The 17528-nt window shown below is 65.3% G+C and carries 15 protein-coding genes; 6 read left to right on the top strand and 9 right to left on the bottom strand.

Annotated features, from left to right (window positions below):
• Window positions 1-5 precede the first annotated feature (5 nt).
• Complete coding sequence (locus IHE46_RS00650; RefSeq protein WP_192162529.1) at window positions 6-3107, top strand: efflux RND transporter permease subunit; 3102 nt, start codon at window positions 6-8, stop codon at window positions 3105-3107.
• Window positions 3108-3159: 52 nt separating this feature from the next.
• Here IHE46_RS00650 and IHE46_RS00645 read toward each other — a convergent pair whose 3' ends face one another.
• The 3 genes from IHE46_RS00645 to IHE46_RS00635 all read right to left on the bottom strand — a co-directional run bounded on the left by IHE46_RS00645 (window position 3160) and on the right by IHE46_RS00635 (window position 5876).
• On the bottom strand, window positions 3160-4596 hold the full coding sequence (locus tag IHE46_RS00645; protein WP_192162527.1) for a M20/M25/M40 family metallo-hydrolase: 1437 nt from the start codon (window positions 4594-4596) through the stop codon (window positions 3160-3162).
• A gap of 82 nt (window positions 4597-4678) precedes the next feature.
• Window positions 4679-5089, bottom strand: coding sequence for a large-conductance mechanosensitive channel protein MscL (mscL, locus tag IHE46_RS00640; RefSeq protein WP_225562699.1), 411 nt, complete (start codon window positions 5087-5089; stop codon window positions 4679-4681).
• A gap of 100 nt (window positions 5090-5189) precedes the next feature.
• A complete protein-coding gene (locus tag IHE46_RS00635) occupies window positions 5190-5876 on the bottom strand; it encodes a fumarylacetoacetate hydrolase family protein (protein ID WP_192162525.1) in 687 nt (228 codons plus the stop codon).
• Between the two features lie 201 nt (window positions 5877-6077).
• Here IHE46_RS00635 and IHE46_RS00630 point away from each other — a divergent pair, with 201 nt between their 5' ends.
• From IHE46_RS00630 to IHE46_RS00615, 4 genes are all read left to right on the top strand, one after another.
• Complete coding sequence (locus IHE46_RS00630; RefSeq protein ID WP_192162523.1) at window positions 6078-7328, top strand: efflux RND transporter periplasmic adaptor subunit; 1251 nt, start codon at window positions 6078-6080, stop codon at window positions 7326-7328.
• Window positions 7329-7397: 69 nt separating this feature from the next.
• The gene (locus IHE46_RS00625) at window positions 7398-8084 is read left to right on the top strand and encodes an ABC transporter ATP-binding protein (protein WP_192162521.1); all 687 of its coding nucleotides are present in this window, start codon (window positions 7398-7400) and stop codon (window positions 8082-8084) included.
• 10 nt (window positions 8085-8094) lie between these two features.
• The gene (locus IHE46_RS00620) at window positions 8095-9264 is read left to right on the top strand and encodes an FtsX-like permease family protein (protein WP_192162519.1); all 1170 of its coding nucleotides are present in this window, start codon (window positions 8095-8097) and stop codon (window positions 9262-9264) included.
• Window positions 9265-9276: 12 nt separating this feature from the next.
• Window positions 9277-10593, top strand: coding sequence for an ABC transporter permease (locus IHE46_RS00615; RefSeq protein WP_192162517.1), 1317 nt, complete (start codon window positions 9277-9279; stop codon window positions 10591-10593).
• Between the two features lie 46 nt (window positions 10594-10639).
• On the opposite strand, the gene IHE46_RS00610 is transcribed toward IHE46_RS00615, so the two are convergent.
• The 3 genes from IHE46_RS00610 to IHE46_RS00600 form a co-directional block, all read right to left on the bottom strand.
• Window positions 10640-12031, bottom strand: a complete 1392-nt coding sequence (locus IHE46_RS00610) for a TIGR00366 family protein (RefSeq protein WP_192163103.1) — start codon at window positions 12029-12031, stop codon at window positions 10640-10642.
• A gap of 96 nt (window positions 12032-12127) precedes the next feature.
• Window positions 12128-13036, bottom strand: coding sequence for a drug/metabolite exporter YedA (gene yedA / locus IHE46_RS00605; RefSeq protein WP_192162515.1), 909 nt, complete (start codon window positions 13034-13036; stop codon window positions 12128-12130).
• Window positions 13037-13181: 145 nt separating this feature from the next.
• On the bottom strand, window positions 13182-13454 hold the full coding sequence (locus IHE46_RS00600; protein ID WP_192162513.1) for a hypothetical protein: 273 nt from the start codon (window positions 13452-13454) through the stop codon (window positions 13182-13184).
• A 78-nt stretch (window positions 13455-13532) separates the two neighbouring features.
• Here IHE46_RS00600 and IHE46_RS00595 point away from each other — a divergent pair, with 78 nt between their 5' ends.
• Window positions 13533-13883 carry a Rieske (2Fe-2S) protein gene (locus tag IHE46_RS00595; protein WP_192162511.1) on the top strand — a complete coding sequence of 117 codons (351 nt, stop codon included), beginning with the start codon at window positions 13533-13535 and terminating at the stop codon, window positions 13881-13883.
• 74 nt (window positions 13884-13957) lie between these two features.
• Here IHE46_RS00595 and IHE46_RS00590 read toward each other — a convergent pair whose 3' ends face one another.
• The 3 genes from IHE46_RS00590 to IHE46_RS00580 are packed head-to-tail and all read right to left on the bottom strand — an operon-like array spanning window position 13958 to window position 17519.
• Window positions 13958-16108, bottom strand: a complete 2151-nt coding sequence (locus tag IHE46_RS00590; RefSeq protein ID WP_192162509.1) for a YjbH domain-containing protein — start codon at window positions 16106-16108, stop codon at window positions 13958-13960.
• Window positions 16105-16887: a capsule biosynthesis GfcC family protein gene (locus IHE46_RS00585; RefSeq protein ID WP_192162507.1), complete on the bottom strand. Its 783-nt coding sequence runs from the start codon at window positions 16885-16887 to the stop codon at window positions 16105-16107. Before IHE46_RS00585 ends, IHE46_RS00590 begins: the two co-directional genes overlap by 4 nt.
• Window positions 16884-17519, bottom strand: coding sequence for a YjbF family lipoprotein (locus IHE46_RS00580; protein ID WP_343229977.1), 636 nt, complete (start codon window positions 17517-17519; stop codon window positions 16884-16886). Before IHE46_RS00580 ends, IHE46_RS00585 begins: the two co-directional genes overlap by 4 nt.
• Window positions 17520-17528: the final 9 nt, after the last annotated feature.

Below are 17528 nucleotides of genomic sequence, written 5' to 3'. Positions count from 1 at the left end.
CCGCGATGAACCTTCCCGCACTATGCATCCGCCGCCCGGTGATGACGGCCTTGCTGATGATCGCGCTGATCGTGTTCGGCGTGGCCGCATACCCGAACCTGCCGGTGAACGAGCTGCCGAACGTGGACTTCCCCACGATCTCGGTGAGCGCGAGCCTGCCCGGCGCCTCGCCGGAGACCATGGCCACCGCGGTGGCCACTCCGCTGGAGAACCAGTTCTCCACCATCGCCGGCATCAGCCAGATGACCTCGACCAGCGCGCTGGGCTCGACCTCGATCACGCTGAGCTTCGACCTCAGCCGCAACATCGACGGCGCCGCGCAGGACGTGCAGGCGGCGATTTCGGCGGCCCAGCGCCAGCTGCCGACCAACATGCCCACGCCGCCCACCTTCCGCAAGGTGAATCCCGCGGACAAGGCGATCCTCTACCTCACGCTCAGCTCCGACACGCTGCCGCTGTCCACCGTGGACGAGTACGGCGAGACCCAGCTGGCGCAGGAGCTGTCGATGATCAGCGGCGTGGCGCAGGTGAGCGTGTTCGGCTCGCAGAAATACGCCGTGCGCATCAGCGTCGATCCCAGCAAGCTGGCCGCCAACGGCATCGGCATCGACACCGTGCAGGCGGCGATCTCCAACGCCAACGTCAACCTGGCCACCGGCTCGCTCAACGGCGGCCGGCAGCTGTTGCAAGTGACCTCGGATGGCCAGTTGCAGAGGGCCGCGCCCTATAACAACGTGATCGTGGCGTACCGCAACGGCGCGCCGGTGCGCCTGTCGCAGCTCGGCCATGCCGAGGACAGCGTGCAGAACGACCAGGTGGCGAGCTGGTTCAACGGCAGGCGTGCGGTGGTGCTGGCGATCGACCGCCAGCCGGGCTCCAACACCGTCGCCACGATCGACCGCATCCGTGCGGTGCTGCCGCAGTTCGAAGCCACGCTGCCGCCGGGGATCAAGCTGGAGACGCTGTACGACCGCTCCGACTCGATCCGCGACTCGGTGGACGACGTGCAGTTCACCCTGCTGCTGGCCGGCGTGCTGGTGGTGCTGGTGATCTACCTGTTCCTGGGCAATGCCTCGGCCACGCTGATTCCCGCGCTGGCGCTGCCGGTGTCGGTGATCGGCACCTTCGGCGTGATGTACGCGCTGGGCTACAGCCTCGACAATCTTTCGCTGCTGGCGCTCACCCTGGTGGTGGGCTTCGTGGTGGACGATGCGATCGTGATGCTGGAGAACATCGTGCGCCACGTCGAGGCCGGCATGGACCCGTACGAGGCGTCGATGGTCGGCGCCAGCGAGATCGGCTTCACCATTTTCTCGATGACGCTGTCGCTGGTGGCGGTGTTCCTGCCGGTGATGTTCATGGGCGGCATCGTGGGGCGGCTGTTCCACGAATTCGCGGTGACGCTGAGCGTGGCGATCCTGATCTCCGGCTTCGTTTCGATCACCCTGACGCCGATGCTGTGCAGCCGCTTCGTGAAGCATGCCGAGCACGAGGAAAAGTCGCGCGTGGCGCTGGCCTTCGACCGCGGCTTCAACCATGTGCGCGACGGCTACAACCGCTCGCTGGCGTGGGCGGTGGCGCGGCCCCGTTTCGTGCTGGCCGTGTTCTTCGCCAGCCTCGTCGCCACCGTCATTCTGTTCGCGGTGGTGGACAAGGACTTCATTCCTGCCGGCGACACCGGTCAGCTGAACGCCAACACCGAAGGTCCCGACGATATCTCCATCACCGGCATGGCGATCCGCCAGCAGAAGCTGGCGGAGATCGTGGGCCAGGACCCGAACATCGCCGCGTACATGTCGTCGGTGGGTTCGGGCGGTTCGCGCACCACCACCAACAACGGCTCGATCTTCATGCGGCTCAAGCCCGCGAACGAGCGTCAGCTCGATCCCGACCAGATCATCCAGGAGCTGCGCGCGAAATTCGCCAAGGTGCCGGGCATCCGCGCCTACGTCCAGAACCCGCCGGCGATCCAGGTGGGCGGCCGCGCCTCCAAGGCGGAATACCAGTACACCCTGCAGTCCACCGATCTCGACGCGCTGTATGCGGAATCGGGCAAGGTGCTCGATGCCTTCGCCAAGCTGTCGGGTTTCCAGGACGTCACCAGCGACCTCGACCTCAACGGACCGGCCATCGATGTGCGCGTGGACCGCGACAAGCTGGCGCCGCTGGGGCTCACCATGTACCAGGTGCAGACCGCGCTGGGCACCGCGTTCGGCGAAGGCCAGATCTCCACGATCTACGGCACCGCCACGCAGTACTGGGTGATCCTGCAGGTGCCGTACAAGCTGCAGAACGATCCGGACGTGCTGTCGCAGCTCTACGTCACCTCGAATACCGGCAGCCTGGTGCCGCTCAGTGCCGTGGCCACCTTCACGCGCAGGGCGCAGCCGCTCACCGTGAACCACCAGGGCGAGCTGCCGGCGGTGACGATCTCGTTCAACCTCGCGCCGGGCGTGAGCCTCAGCCAGGCGGTGAACGAGATCGACGGAGCGATGCGCCAGCTCGACCTGCCCGCCTCGATCACCGGCAGCGTGCAGGGCACTGCGCAGGCGTTCCAGGATTCCATGCAGGGCATGGGCCTGCTGCTCGCGCTGGCGCTGTTTGTGATCTACCTGGTGCTGGGCATTCTGTACGAGAGCTTCATCCATCCGCTGACGATCCTCTCGGGCCTGCCCGCGGCGGGCGTGGGCGCGCTGCTCACGCTGATGCTGTTTCACGCGCCGCTGGATCTGTTCTCCTTCGTGGGCATCGTGATGCTGATCGGCATCGTGAAGAAGAACGCGATCATGCTGATCGACTTCGCGCTAGAGCGGCAGCGCGTGGAGGGCATGTCGCCGGCCGAGGCCATCGTGGAAGCCTGCCACGTGCGCTTCCGCCCGATCATGATGACCACGATGGCCGCGTTCGCGGGTACGCTGCCGATCGCGCTGGGCATGGGCGCGGGCGCCTCCTCGCGCCGTCCGCTGGGTCTCGCCGTGGTGGGCGGCCTGGTGGTGTCGCAGGTGCTCACCCTGTATCTGACGCCGGTGATCTACCTCTACATGGACAGGCTGCAGCAGCGCTTCGGGCGCAAGCGGAAGACGACGGAGCCTCTGCAGGCTTCATGACGAACAAGGCGGCCCGGAGGCCGCCTTGTTCGCTGCACATCTGCCGCCGTCTTCAGTCTTCGGCGCCGTCGCCCTTGAAGGCGCCTGGTGCGGAGCCGAAGTCGCCATCCGCCTCGGCCGCCATGTACGACCACGCCGCGTAGGCGGCCACGTTCTGCGCCAGCTCCTTGGGGTCGACCTTGTCCAGTGTGTCGTTGCTGGTGTGGTGCCAGTCGAAGTAGTAGGTGGCGTCCTGGTCGAGGGTGAGTGCGGCCATGCCCTTGGCGTGCATCGCCGAAAGATCCGAACCGCCGCCGCCGGCGCGCTGCGCGTCGTAGGCCACGCCCAGCGGCTTGAGCACGCCGGCGATCTGTTCGATGGCATGGCGCGCCTGCGGCTTCACGCTGGCGCTCATGCGGTACACCTTGCCGGCGCCGAGGTCGGAGTCGGTGCCGAGCATGAAGTTCGTCGCCTCCTTCGCGTGCTTTTCCGCGTAGGCGTTCGCGCCCCACAGGCCCATTTCCTCGTTGGCGAAGGCGATCACGCGGATGGTGCGATCGGGGCGCTGCGGCAGGTCGCGGATCAGCTTGGCGGCAGCCATCGAGATGGCGATGCCGGTGCCGTCGTCGATCGCGCCGGTGCCCGGATCCCACGAGTCCAGATGGCCGCCGATGGCGACGACCTGGTCCGGGTATTTCGCGCCGGTGATTTCGCCGATCACGTTGGCGCCGGTGTACTGGCCCACGATGCCGCAATCGAGGTCGAGCCTCACCGTCACCGGCTTGCCGTAGGCCAGTTCGCGTTCGAGTTGGTCGGCGTCGGGGTTGGAAAGCGCCGCGGCGGGTACGCCCTCCCCGGGATGGCCGAAGCCGGTGAGGCCGGTGTGAGCGATGCGCTCGTGCGCATCGGTGCCTGCCGAGCGCAGGATGAAGCCGACGGCCCCCTTGCCGGCTGCGATGGCCGGCCCGTTTTCGCGTATCGAGCTGCCCATGCCGTAATCGTGGCCGTCGCGGCTGCGCTGCATGCGGAAGCCGATATAGACGATCTTGCCCTTGATCGTGGCCGGGTCGGCGGACTTGAGAGCGGCGAGGCTGTCGAAAGCGATTACCGGCGCGGTGAGTCCACCCTTGGGCGTGCCCGGCGAATAGCCCAGCGCGGTGAGCACCAGGTGTTGCGGGAACGGCGCCACGATGGAGCCGCTCTCGCTGCGTCGCTCCCATAGCGGGTAAGTTGCGGGCTCGGTGTAGACCTTGTCGAAACCCAGCGCCTTGAACTTTGCCACCGCCCAGTCGCGGGCACGCTGGTCGCTGGAGCTGCCGGCCATGCGCGGACCGACCTCGGTGGTCAGCGATTGCAGCACGGCATACGCGGTGCCGTCGTCGAGCGCCTTGTCGCGCAGCTGTTCGGCCGTCTTGACGGCTGGGCTCGGTATGCTGGTATCGGCGGCGAAGGCCGTGCCGGCGGCCAGCATCAGGGCGGCCGCGAGCGGGACGAGGACGAGACGGCGCATGCGTGTTTTCCTTTCTCGTGAATGAAGACGCCGCGTGCAAGCCGTGGGCTCGCACGCGGCGCGGAGAATGCAACGAAGGAGCTTACTGCTTGTTCTTCAGCAGGTCGCGGATCTCGGTGAGCAGGACCACGTCGGCCGGCGGCGCGGCGGGCGCTTCTTCCTTCTTCTGCTGCATGCGGTTCATCAGCTTGATCACCATGAAGATCGCGAAGGCGACGATGATGAAGGTGATGATGGTGTTGATGAAGGTGCCGTAGTTGATCGCGACCTCGGCGATCTTGTGCTTGGGGTCGCTGTCGTCGCCTGGTTTGAGCACCCACTTCATGGCCGAGAAATCGATGCCGCCGGTGAGCATGCCGATCGGTGGCATGATGACGTCGCTGACCAGCGAGCTGACGATCTTGCCGAACGCACCGCCGATCACGATACCGACAGCCATGTCCATCACATTGCCGCGCATGGCGAATGCCTTGAATTCCTGCAGCATGCTCATTGGTGTACTCCCCGAGAGTGAAAGGCCGGATGGCCGGGGAAACTCTAGCGCAGCAGGTACGATTCCGGCATGAAAACCCGGCGGAACATTTTGCGGCGGGTCAGGCGATGCGGCCTTCCAGGGTGGCCCAGCCGTTCAGTTCGGCGTGGAAGCGGTCGCCGCGTTCCAGCGCGGCCACCCCCGCGGGCGTGCCGGTGAACACCAGGTCGCCGGGTTTGAGCTCGAACAGCGTGGAAAGCGCGGCAAGCAGGTGCGGCACGTCGTGGATCATCTCGCCCAGCCGCGCGTGTTGGCGCAGGCTGCCGTTGACCGTGAGGCGCAGCTCGGTGTCGGGGCCGGGCAGGTGGCCGTGCAGCGGGCGCAGCGCCGATACCGGCGCGGAATGGTCGAAGCCCTTGGCCACGTCCCAGGGATGGCCCTTGGCCTTGGCCTGGGCCTGCAGGTCGCGGCGGGTCAGGTCCAACCCCACGCCCACGCCCCAGACCAGCGCGGCGGCACGCTCCACGGTCACGTCGCGGCCGCCGGCGCCCAGGGCCAGCACCATTTCAACTTCGTGGTGCAGCTCGTTCGTGATGGAGGGGTAGGGTACGTCCCTGCCGTCGGCCACCACCGCGTCGGCTGGCTTGCAGAAGAACATCGGTCGCCCGGGTTCCACCGTTGCGCCCATCTCCTTCGCATGGTCGGCATAGTTGCGGCCGATGCAGAACACGCGGCGGATGGGGAAGCGCAGCTCGCTATCCAGAATCGGCAGGCTGGGCACGGCGGGCGGGGTGATGGCGTAATTCATGCCCGCGAGTGTAGCCCTCGGACGGCTCAAGGGGCATGGGCAAACGAAGCCGGGTATCGAGGCGTACGTGGGCGACGTGGCTGAGCTTGTAGCGCCAATTGTGCTGGCGGGATGACATCTGTCATTGCCGGCAGCTGATAATAGCCCGTGGCCTCGCTGGTCCGGGAGCCGCTACGGTGTGCACATCACGGAGTCATGGGGATGACGGTGAGTCAGGCCGATTTGTTGAAAGAGCTTCGCATCGAGAAGCACCAGCGCGACGACCACAGCCAAGGTCCTGCGCGCTGGCCGTGGATCGTGCTCGCGTTGGTACTGCTGGTGGCCCTGATCGGCGCCGGCGTATGGTGGGTAACGAGCCATCGCGCCATCGCGGTGCAGACCGCCAGCGCGGTATCGCCGGCCAGCGACCCGGGCGCCGGCGCGGTGCTGCAGGCCACCGGCTACGTCACCGCACGCCGGCAGGCCACGGTATCGGCACAGATCACCGGCACGCTCACCGCGGTGCTGATCGAGGAAGGCGATCATGTGAAGAAGGACCAGGTACTGGCCCGACTCGATGACAGCGCCTACAGGGCTGCACTGGATGCGGCGCGGACGCAGGCGGCCGCCACGCATGCGCTGGTCGCGCAGTACCAGGCACAACTGGCGCAGAACCTGCGCGATGCCTCGCGCGACGCGACACTGGCCGAACAGGGCCTGGTCTCGAAACAGGATGCGGAACAGGCCCGCACGCTGGCCGCGAGCACGCGCGCCCAGCTCGCCTCGCAGCAGAAGAGCGCGGCATCGGCCGATGCGCAGGTCGTCGAGGCGCAGGTCAACTTCGACTACTGCGTGGTGCGCGCGCCGTTCGACGGCGTCATCACCACCAAGGACGCTCAGGTGGGCGAAATCGTTTCGCCGTTCTCCGCCGGCGGCGGCTTTACTCGCACCGGCATCGGCACGATCGTCGACATGGATTCGCTGGAAGTGGACGTGGACGTCAACGAGGCCTATATCGGCCGCGTGAAGCCGGACATGCCTGCCGAGGCGGTGCTCGATGCGTACCCGGATTGGAAGATTCCAGCTCATGTGATCGCCATCGTGCCCGCCGCCGACCGCGGCAAGGCCACGGTGAAGGTGCGCGTGGCGCTGGAGCACAAGGATGCGCGCATCGTGCCCGACATGGGCGTGCGGGTGTCTTTCCTCGAACAGAAGGCGCCGGCAAGCGTGGGGCAAACACCCAAGGGCGTGCTGGTGCCGGCAAAGGCGGTCGTGCAGCGCGACGGGCGCAGCGTGGTGTTCGTGGTCGCCGACGGCAAGGCGCAGCTGCGCGCGGTGCAGCCGGCGGCGCAGAGCTACGGCGACATGAAACTGATACCCGATGCGCTGCAGGCGGGCGATGCGGTGGTGCTGTCGCCGCCGGCCGAGCTGCGCGACGGTACGGACGTCCAGACGGAAAAGTCCTCTCCCTGATTGCCGTGCCGGCGCGAGCAGGCACGTATCTGTATTCATTCATTCGGCCAACATCCACGGAGCCATGCCATGGACACACTGATCCAGATCCGCGACCTCTCCAAGGTCTACGCGCGAGGCAAGCAGAAGGTCGAGGTACTGCACCACATCAACCTCGACATTGCCGAGGGCGATTTCCTCGCGTTGATGGGGCCGTCCGGCTCGGGCAAGACCACCCTGCTCAACCTGATCGGGGGCCTCGATTCGCCCTCCGCCGGCAGCATCAGCGTGGGCGGTTCGCGCATCGACCAGCTGAGCGGCGGCGCGCTGGCGAAGTGGCGTGCGTCCAACGTCGGCTTCGTGTTCCAGTTCTACAACCTGATGCCGATGCTGAGCGCACAGAAGAACGTGGAGCTGCCCTTGCTGCTGACCAAGCTCTCGGGCGCGCAGCGTAAGAAGAACGCGGCCATCGCGCTGCAGCTGGTGGGGCTGGCCGAGCGCGCCTCGCACAAGCCCAGCGAGCTGTCCGGTGGCCAGCAGCAGCGCGTGGCGATCGCCCGCGCGATCGTCTCCGACCCCTCCCTGCTAGTCTGCGACGAACCCACCGGCGACCTCGACCGCCAGTCCGCCGAGGACGTGCTCGGCCTACTGCGCACGCTCAACCGCGAGCACGGCAAGACCATCGTGATGGTCACCCACGATCCCAAGGCCGCCGAGTACGCCAACCACACCCTGCATCTGGACAAGGGCACCCTCGTCGAACAAGTGACGGCTTGAGGACGATGCCATGAAATATTTCCATCTCATCTGGGCCGCGCTGTTCCGGCGCAAGACACGCACCACCCTCACCCTGGTGTCGATTGCCGCGGCGTTCCTGCTGTTCGGCATGCTGGATGCCGTGCGCACCTCGTTCGACCAGGCCGGCAAGAGCGCCAATGGCGCGCAGCGCCTGCAGACCGGGTCCAAGCTGTCCTTCATCGACACCTTGCCCCAGGGGCTTGGCCAGAAGATCGCCGTCGTGCCGGGAGTGAAGTCCGTGGCCTATGCCAACTGGTTCGGCGGCGCCTACCAGGATCCGCACAACCAGGTGTTCACGTTCGCGGTCAGCGACAACTACATCGACCAGTATCCGGAAGTGGCCGTGAGTGCCGACGCGCGCAAGGCCTTCCTCGATACGCGGATCGGCATTCTGGTCGGCGAGAAGCTGATGGAGAAATACCATTGGAAGATCGGCGATCAGATTCCGCTGCAATCGAATATCTTTCCGCAGCAGAACGGCAGCAAGAACTGGACTTTCAACATCGTCGGCGTGCTTCACCCCACGGATTCGAGCGTGGCCTTCTACGGCCAGATCATCCTGATGCACTGGAAGTACTTCGACGATGCCGTCATGAAGGGCTACAACAACGGCCAGGTCGGCTGGTACGTGACGCGCGTCAACGACGTCAATCAAGCCGATCAGGTCGCCAAGGCCATCGACGCCTTGTCGGCCAACTCCGACCATGAAACCCGCACGCAGACCGAAGCGGCCGCTACCGCATCGTGGATGAAGCAGTTGGCCGATATCGGGCTGATCGTGGGCTCGATCATGGGTGCCGTGTTCTTCACGCTGCTGCTGCTGACCGGCAACACCATGATGCAGGCCGTGCGCGAGCGCACATCGGAACTGGCCGTGCTGAAAACGCTGGGCTTTTCCGATCGCGGCGTGCTGGGCATGGTGCTGGCCGAATCCGTACTGATGGTGCTGCTCGGCGGCGTCATCGGCATCGGTCTGGCGGCGGTGTTGATTCCCGGCGTCAGCGCCAACAGCGGCGGCATGCTCAACCTGCCTACGGTGGGTGCGGCCAGTTGGTCGCTGGGTATCGCTCTGATGCTGGTGATCGGTTTGGTCGTAGGTGCGATTCCCGCATGGCGCGCGATGCGCCTGAATATTGTCGACGCACTGGCCGGTCGGTAAGGAGCCTCAGACATGAAGTTCTTATTCAATCTTCTCGTGTTGGTGATCCTGGTCGTAACCCTGTTCGTATGGGTGCAGTTGCCGTGGATTGCCGTACTGGTACTGGTCGCGCTGTTTGCGGCATGGATGGGACTCACGCGTCGCGGCCGACAGGCTGCGTCCGTGACGGGCGTCGGTGTCAGTACCCTTAAACAGCGCCTGGGATCGTCGTCGGTGGTCGTGATCGGCATTGCCGGCGTGGTCGGTGTGCTGGTGGCCCTGCTGGCGATGGGCGAAGGCTACGCGGAAACCTTGCAGAAGACCGGCAGCGCCGACACGGCCATCGTGCTGCGCGGCGGCTCGGCGGCCGAGGTGAGTTCCGTGCTGAGCAACGACAGCATCGTGGTGATCGAACAAGCCCCCGGCGTCGCGCGGGACAAGCAGAACAAGCCCATCGTGTCGGGGGAGATCGTGGTAGCGGCGAATCTGCCGGTGAAAGGCGGTGGGCCGGACGACGATGGCAGCGTGCAGGTGCGTGGCGTTGGCGAACAGGCATGGGCACTACGTCCCAATGCCAAGATTGTCGCCGGTCGTAGCTTCCGGCCTGGCATGCGCGAACTGGTGGTCGGCCAAGGTGCGCAGCGGCAATTCGCCGGCCTGCAGCCTGGTCACGAGGTGAAGCTGGGCACGCAGACCTGGGATGTCGTGGGCGTGTTCGCTTCCGGCGATGCGTACGACTCGGAAATCTGGGGCGACGCGAACGTCATCGCGGACACCTACCGCCGCGGCAGCAGTCGCACGTCGGTTTTCGCCAAGCTCACCGACGCCAAGGCCCTCGACACCTTCAAGGCTTCCTTGGCGAGCGATCCCCGGTTGCAGGTGGACGTCGACACCACGCTCAACTATTTCAGCAAGCAGTCCGAAGGCATGAGCAAGGTGATGCGCATCATGGGCATCACGGTAGGCTCGATCATGGCGATCGGCGCCATCTTCGGCGCGCTCAACACCATGTTCGCCGCCGTCGCCACGCGTGCACGCGAAATCGCCACGCTGCGCGCCATCGGCTTCAGGGGCGTGCCCGTGGTGGTGGCGGTGATGCTGGAAACGATGATGCTGGCGTTGCTGGGCGGCTTGCTGGGCGGCCTGCTGGCGTGGCTGATCTTCAATGGATGGACGGCGTCCACGCTGGCGGCCGGTACGACCGGGCAACTCGCGTTTACCTTCAAGGTGACGCCCGGCCTGTTGTGGGAAGGCTTGAAGTGGGCTCTGGCGATCGGCTTCGTTGGCGGTCTGTTCCCGGCACTGCGTGCAGCGCGGCTGCCGGTGACCACGGCGCTGCGCGAGCTCTGATTCAGCGGCGCATGCGGGAGCGTGGAGACGCGCTCCTGCATGCGCTTCAGGGCATCACCGGTGGCACATAACTGAGCGTCAACCCCAGCAGCCACAACAAGCCCAGCACTAACGGTACATGCACGAGCAATTGCATGAAGGTGTAACCCACCACGTCGCGCGCCTTGAGGCCCAGCACGCCGAGCAGGGGCAGCATCCAGAACGGGTTGATCAGGTTGGGTAGCGCCTCGGCGGCGTTGTACACCTGCACGGCCCAGCCCAGGTGCACGTGCAGGTCGTTCGCCGCCTGCATCACGTATGGCGCCTCCACCAGCCACTTGCCGCCACCGGATGGCACGAAGAAGCCGAGGATGGCGGAGTACGCGCCCATCACCGCAGGGAAGCTGCCGGTGCTCGCCACATGCACAAACAGCTGCGAGAGCCGATGTGCCAGCGTCACACCGCCGGCGCCTTGCGTATGCGTGAGCAGCGCGGCAATGCCGCCGTACAGGGGGAACTGAATCAGCACACCGGCAGTGCTCGGCACCGCACGCGCCACTGCGTCGAGGAAACTGCGTGGGCGCCAGTGCAGCAGCAGACCCACGGTGAGAAACAGGAAGTTGTAAGTGTTGAGATTGGCAATGGCGCTCACCACCGACTTGGTGGCGAACTCGTGGGCCAGCCAACCCAGTCCCAACAACCCGATCAACACCGCCAGCAACGGGCTGTATTCCAACCATTCGCCGGGACGTTCGCGCGGCGGTAACGCGGGTACGACGGCGGTTTCGGCGATGCCGAAGTCCTGCGCGGTACGCGCGTTCCGATCCGAAGGCGCGGTGAACCAGCACACCAACAGCGAAGCCACGATCAGGCAGGCGGTGAGCGCGAAGGATTGCCACAGGAAGATCGTGCTGGAGAAGGGCAGTACGCCGGTGATCGCCAGCAGGCCGGGCGGCATGCTGGCCGGGTTCGCCTGCAACTGCGCTGCCGATGAGGACAAGCCCATCGCCCACACCGCGCCGAGGCCGAGATATGCCGCCGCGCCGGCCGCGCGGTAATCCATGCGCAGCGCTTCGCGCCGCGCCAGCGCGCGCACCAGCAGCCCGCCGAACACCAGCGAAAAACCCCACGACAGCAGCGACGCCAGCATGCTCACCAGCGCCACGTAGCAGATCGCGCCGCGCCCGCTCTTCGGCACGCGTGCCAGCAGATCGATGAAACGCGCCACGACTGGCGCGGTAGCCACTACGTAGCCGCCGATCACCACGAAAGCCATCTGCATGGTGAAGGGAATCAGGCTCCAGAAGCCGTCACCGAACGCATTGACCGCAGCCACGGGTGTCGAGCCGAAAGCCAGCGCGGCGATCGCCACGATTACCACGCCCAATGCCGCGAACACCCAGGCATCCGGAAACCAGCGCTCCGACCACGCGGCACTGCGCAGCGCCAGGCGCGCCATCGGGCCTTCGTTCGTCGCATTCATGCCGTGTCCCCTTGCGTTGTCGCAGGCATGGTGGCGCGCGGTGCGGGCATCGGGCAAGCCGACAATGGTCGATCAGCTCCTTCGCGGGTGCGCCATCGTGATCGCAGCCACGCCCAGCAGGATGATCGCCATGCCGACGAGGCTGGACGGCCCGATGCGCTCGCCCGCGAGCAGCACGCCGAGCAGCACCGCTACGGGCGGATTCACGTAGGCGTAGCTGGTGGCGAGTGCCGGACGCGCATGCTTGAGTGCGTAGAGGAAGGCGCTGAAACCGATCAGCGAACCGAACACCACCAGATAGGCCATCGCCATGCCCGCGCGCAGCGTGACATGCGCAGGGAAGTGCTCGCCGCTGCCGAAACCCATGACGAACTGCGCCGCGCTGCCGCACAGCATCTGCGCGGCCGTGTTCATCGGACCGGCGGGCATGTCCTGCTGCTTGCTCCACACCGAACCGAACGCCCATGCCGCAGCACCCAGCAGCAGCGCCAGTGCAGCGATGTGCGAGCCGGAGAGCGCGCGGCCGAGATTGAGCACGATCACGCCCGCGAAACCGACCACAAGCCCCAGGGTCTCGCGCCGATTCGGCCGGTGCCCGTACCAGATGCCGAACAGGGTGGCGAACAGCGGCATGCTTGCCAGCGCAACAGCGGTGATGCCCGAGCTTACGTATTGCTCGGAGAAACTCATCATGCCGTTGCTGATGCCGAGCAGCAGCACGCCCGTGAATGCCGCGTTGCGCCACTGCAGCCCCGTCGGCAGCGGTACGCCGCGCAGATAGAGGAAGCCGAACATCAGCACCCCGGCTATCAGCAGTCGTACACCGACCAGCAGGAAGGGCGGCCAGCTTTCCAGGGCGAAGCGGATGCCGAGGTAGGTCGAGCCCCAGATCACGTACAGCACCAGCAGGCTCAACGGCAGCAGCAGGCGGGAATGATCGGCCGCGGCGTTAGCCGTGCCGAGGGTGGCGGCATCGTTCATGGCGGGGCTTGGCAGGACTTGGCGCCGCAAGAGCGCGACGTCCTCGCGCATCATGGACGAAGCGCGAGCCGAACGATAGCGATGGTGGAGCAGGACGGTTGGAAGGCTCAGTGTCGGCGCGACATCGCGCACCGGGCCTTGCGCATCAGTGCGCGACGGGTCCTTGGCGGATCACCACGAACTCGCCCTCCAGCACGTCGGGTGCCGGCTTGTTCGGTCGCGCCATGTTGGACAGCGGTACGCGCGCCCGTTTCCACTGGCGCCATGCCAGCCACAATCCGCCGCCGATCAGCAGGACGCCGGCCAAGGCCAGGCCGAACACCAGCAGCACGCCCAGCACCGCGATGCCGATCAGCAACGACAGCGCACGCACCAACGGATGGCGGGAACGACGGGGAGGCGGCAGGCGAAAGTGCATGTGTTAAAAATCCGTGTGCTAAAATCAATGACTTACGCGTGCAACCATGAGGCCATACGGCCCGCAGGACAAGTGCCGATGGACACTGTTTCCCCTCCCTCCCTGCTGTGTCGGGTGGACGAGATTCCCGACGGCGGCGCCACTGCCATCGAAGACGTGGCTGGTGCCGACGGCGAGAGCGTGATCGTCGCGCGTCAGGGCGAGGAGGTTCGCGCATGGCTCAACATCTGCCCGCATGCCGGTCGTCGGCTGGACTACGCGCCGGGGATGTTCCTGCTCAAGGATGACCTGCTGATCTGTGCCGTGCACGGCGCCTGTTTCAACCGCAGCAATGGCGAGTGCGTGGCTGGTCCATGCCGCGGGGAGCATCTGCGCGCGGTGACGGTCGAGGTCAGGGACGGCGAGGTATGGGTGGCCTCTGTCGTGTAGAAGCGCAACCTGCACGCGACTGCCTTGGCGCTCGACCGAAGTTGCAGGCAGTCACGAGGCTACGGGCGCAGTTCCTACTGCGTGATCATCTGCAGGTTGTCGTTGAGCATGTCGCCGTCGCGATCGCTGGTCAGCGTGTAGAGCGAGTAGCGGCGGTTCAAGCTGGCGCCGCCATCGCGGATCAGCGGTTGCCACAGGATGCCGGCACGGTTGACGGTGGAGCCCGGCAACATCAGGTCGAACGGAATCGAGATGTAGATACCCTTGTCGAAGCTGCCTTCGCCGTATTGCGCGCCGTCGACGTTGGTGAAGGTGGCATAGGCGCCCATGCGCACGCCATTGCGGAATTCCTTCGACACGTCGAAGGTGACGCCGTGGTCGCCAGCCAAGTAACGCCCCAGGCTTACCGCGAAGGTGACATGGTTCACCGGGGTTTCGTAATAGCCCGTCACATGGCCCGTGGCCACATGGTAGCCACGGAACGAAAAATCCTGGTCGAAGCCGCGCTGCTTCACCCAGGCGGCATCCACGCCGATCGCCCAGCGTTCGCCGAAGGGGCGATAAAGCATCTCGCCACCCACGCCGCCGAACATGCTCTCCAGCATGCCGGCGTAGGCCATGCCATACAGATCCTGACCTAGGCGTTCGGCATCGGTGACCTGGAACACCGGCATCGTGATGCGCGAATCGGTCAGGTACTGGCGGATGTCGGTACGCACGCGCGGCAGATCGCTGGGGGCGTCGTAGGTGAACTTGTCGTAGTTGTTGATCAGGTTGGCGCTGAGCACGCCGCTCCACCAGAAGTTGGGCGTGAAGTGGAAGTTGGCTTCGTAGTTCGCCGCGATCTGGTACAGGATGAAGGCGTTGGGTCCACCCATCGACTGGCCGTAAGAGATGGACGCGCCGCCGTCGAACTGCTTCATCGGGGGCTGGTAGAGCACCTGCTCCTGTTGGGGCAGCGGCGGATCCTGCTCCACGTTCAACCGGAAGTCGTCCAGTGCGATGCGATGGTTCAGCAGATCGTCGAAGCGCTTGCGGTCCACGCTGGTGTCGACGATGGGCAGGTTTTCGCGGGTGGACTCCACCGTGTACCAGGTGATGTCTGGCCCGAGCTGGTTGTCCAGCACGCGGGCGGTGCGTCCGACACCTTTGGCAGGATAGAAGTACTTCACTTGCTCAGCGGTGATCACCAGTTCGCTGCCGCGCTTGGTGATTTTCGTGACCTGCAGGCCGGCGTTGTCGCGCAATTGTTGGTCAACCTTGGCCCAGTCAACCTGATCGGCAGGAGCGTGCGTGGCCGCTGGTTGCGGTTGCGGCGGCGGGGGATCGAGCACCTTGATCGGAGGCGCATGCTCGGCAAGGTTGGTGTGCAAGGTCAGGCTGAACATGGCGGTGTTGCCTCGTTCCCACGCCGCGCTGAGGTCCACGTTGTGATTCAAGCGATACACGGCGCCGATATTCACAGGTGAGCTTTGCGGCTGGTTGTTGTCCTTTGGCTCGTGCTTGTAGTTGTTGCCCTCGTACTCTACTTTGATGACCAGTGGCTGCCATGGCGTCTGGTAACTGACGCCACCGAAGAACGCTGCGCGTCCGCGAAAGTAGTCGCTGCCGTTGAATTCGCCGCCACTTCCGACGCTGGCGGCGGGGCGGGTGCTGAATTTGCTGCTGATGAAATCGAGCGGGTTAGAGATGTCGCCGCGTGCCCCCATGTAGCCCCAAGCCAGACCCAAGCTTGCGTCAATTGGTCCGAAACGCTTGCTGCCCACCACGTATTCGCTGGAGAACAGGCCGGTGCCCCCCACGTCACGGATGCCCGCCGCCACCGTTGGGATGTAGCGGCTTTCATCCCACAACCGCACCTTCACATCGATGGACTTGTCCTTGTAGGACTGGGTGCCGCTGAGCGCTGCCGGGCCGTACGGTCGATTGCTGATGTCGGAGTAACGGATGATGCCCTCAAGCCAGGGTAGGGGCTGCAGGGTGAAGTTGTAGCGTGTATAGGGATAGGCGTGACTGGCGTTGAAACCTACCTCGCCGGCATCGGCCATGCGTGCCGTCGGTGTCTGCCATAGGCCCGCTCCACCCCAGTCGCTCTGGGTGGGGGCATTCGGCGGATCGGTGTCGTCGGCCATGACAGCTGGCGCCGCGAGCAGCAAACCAGCCAGCAGGCAGGCACGCGGGCAGGTGCGCGGCAGGCTGTGCGGGAGCCGGAACGGCTGCTTCATGGCATCGTCTCTGGGCCGGGCAGGATCTGCGTGGCGAGGAAATCAGCCATGTCACTGTTCAGTGTGATGTCGATGGTGCTGACTGCGCGTGCCGACAGCGGCACGTAGATCAGCGCGCCGGGCGCCAGCGACAACGGGGTGGAGCGGTTCCAGAGGGCCACGCCCTGGCGGAGCACATGTCCGTCGGGTTGGATCACGTAAATCCAGTCATGGTCCGCGCCGTAAGCCGATGGGCATTGGGCCAGATAACCCGATGCATCCTGCAGTGGCTGCAAGGGCAGCGAGCAGGGTGACCGCACGGCGCCGACGACGCGGATGGTCTTAGGGCGTAACGGATAGAACAGCCGGTCGCCCGGGAGTAGCGGGAGGTTCGCGGTGATATTGACTTCCACGGCCCTCGGAGCCAGCAGAGCCGGTGCGCGTCCGGTCACCGGTAACGCGGCAGTGGCGGTGTGCAATTGGCCGACGGTATCCGACAATGCGGTGTCACCGTGCTGCATGGCGCGTAGATGCAATTGATCGAGGTCATACAGGATGCCGGCCTTGAGACGCTCCTGCGTCACCAGCAGGGAGGGGCGAAGCCAGGCTGCCCCCAACAGATAGGCTTGCTCTTGCACATGAGCTGCCAGTGCAGCGTCACTGAGTCGAGCGCCGTCCTTGAGCGTAAGTGTGCCCGGATGGTCGACGGCGCCTTTCACCTGAACCTGCAGCTCCGCATGTGACAGCAGCGGGGCACCGGCCATGTACAACGCAAGCACTATCGCAAAGGAACGCTTCATGACGACTGCCCCCGATAGGGGTGCAACTGCAGCAAGGTGATCGGCAGCCCCGGGGCTATCTGCTGCACGCTCTTCCACACGAAGCCATCGGCGGGATCCACCCAATAATGGTTGGTGGCGTGCCAGCCGGCGGCCGGAGCATCAAGCTCTTCGTCGATGCGCAGCACGCCATGTACCTGGCCCAGAATCTCGAGTTGCGCGCTACCCGCTGGAATGAAGCGGGCTTTCACCGGGACGCCATAACGATAGCCAGGGGACCAGTCCACGGTATACGTGTATTCCGTCGGCACACTCAGGTGCTGCAAGCCGCGGGTGAACGGGTTGTTGGCAGGTTGCCGTAGGCCATCCAGGTTTTGCAACAATCCAGCGGTTCCGGTCAATTGGCCATGTTCCAGGAAAACCACCACGTGGTTGTTGCCGTACCAGTCTTCACGCACGCCGTCGACGTTGCCAAGGATTAGCACCGCCTGTCCGTCGCGCGTGCTGGCCGCCAACTGGTAATAAGGCAGAGCGGCCACTGTCGCTGCGGTCGGAGCATGGTTCTGATGTTGGCTGACCAACAATTTCACCGCGTCAGTCGCGGCGGAGGAAACGGGTGTGCATCCCGTCTGCGCTGTGGCTGCAATCGCCACCAACAACCA

Origin of the sequence: Rhodanobacter sp. DHG33 (assembly GCF_014843005.1) — a bacterium.
GTDB lineage: Bacteria > Pseudomonadota > Gammaproteobacteria > Xanthomonadales > Rhodanobacteraceae > Rhodanobacter_A.
This window is presented reverse-complemented; position numbering and strand designations above follow the sequence as displayed.

What these genes read in the sequence shown, in the direction of transcription:
- IHE46_RS00650 (WP_192162529.1), top strand. Translation starts at nt 6, where the DNA reads ATGAACCTTCCCGCACTATGCATCCGCCGCCCGGTGATGACGGCCTTG.
- IHE46_RS00645 (WP_192162527.1), bottom strand. Translation starts at nt 4,596, where the DNA reads ATGCGCCGTCTCGTCCTCGTCCCGCTCGCGGCCGCCCTGATGCTGGCC.
- mscL (WP_225562699.1), bottom strand. Translation starts at nt 5,089, where the DNA reads ATGAGCATGCTGCAGGAATTCAAGGCATTCGCCATGCGCGGCAATGTG.
- IHE46_RS00635 (WP_192162525.1), bottom strand. Translation starts at nt 5,876, where the DNA reads ATGAATTACGCCATCACCCCGCCCGCCGTGCCCAGCCTGCCGATTCTG.
- IHE46_RS00630 (WP_192162523.1), top strand. Translation starts at nt 6,078, where the DNA reads ATGACGGTGAGTCAGGCCGATTTGTTGAAAGAGCTTCGCATCGAGAAG.
- IHE46_RS00625 (WP_192162521.1), top strand. Translation starts at nt 7,398, where the DNA reads ATGGACACACTGATCCAGATCCGCGACCTCTCCAAGGTCTACGCGCGA.
- IHE46_RS00620 (WP_192162519.1), top strand. Translation starts at nt 8,095, where the DNA reads ATGAAATATTTCCATCTCATCTGGGCCGCGCTGTTCCGGCGCAAGACA.
- IHE46_RS00615 (WP_192162517.1), top strand. Translation starts at nt 9,277, where the DNA reads ATGAAGTTCTTATTCAATCTTCTCGTGTTGGTGATCCTGGTCGTAACC.
- IHE46_RS00610 (WP_192163103.1), bottom strand. Translation starts at nt 12,031, where the DNA reads ATGGCGCGCCTGGCGCTGCGCAGTGCCGCGTGGTCGGAGCGCTGGTTT.
- yedA (WP_192162515.1), bottom strand. Translation starts at nt 13,036, where the DNA reads ATGAACGATGCCGCCACCCTCGGCACGGCTAACGCCGCGGCCGATCAT.
- IHE46_RS00600 (WP_192162513.1), bottom strand. Translation starts at nt 13,454, where the DNA reads ATGCACTTTCGCCTGCCGCCTCCCCGTCGTTCCCGCCATCCGTTGGTG.
- IHE46_RS00595 (WP_192162511.1), top strand. Translation starts at nt 13,533, where the DNA reads ATGGACACTGTTTCCCCTCCCTCCCTGCTGTGTCGGGTGGACGAGATT.
- IHE46_RS00590 (WP_192162509.1), bottom strand. Translation starts at nt 16,108, where the DNA reads ATGAAGCAGCCGTTCCGGCTCCCGCACAGCCTGCCGCGCACCTGCCCG.
- IHE46_RS00585 (WP_192162507.1), bottom strand. Translation starts at nt 16,887, where the DNA reads ATGAAGCGTTCCTTTGCGATAGTGCTTGCGTTGTACATGGCCGGTGCC.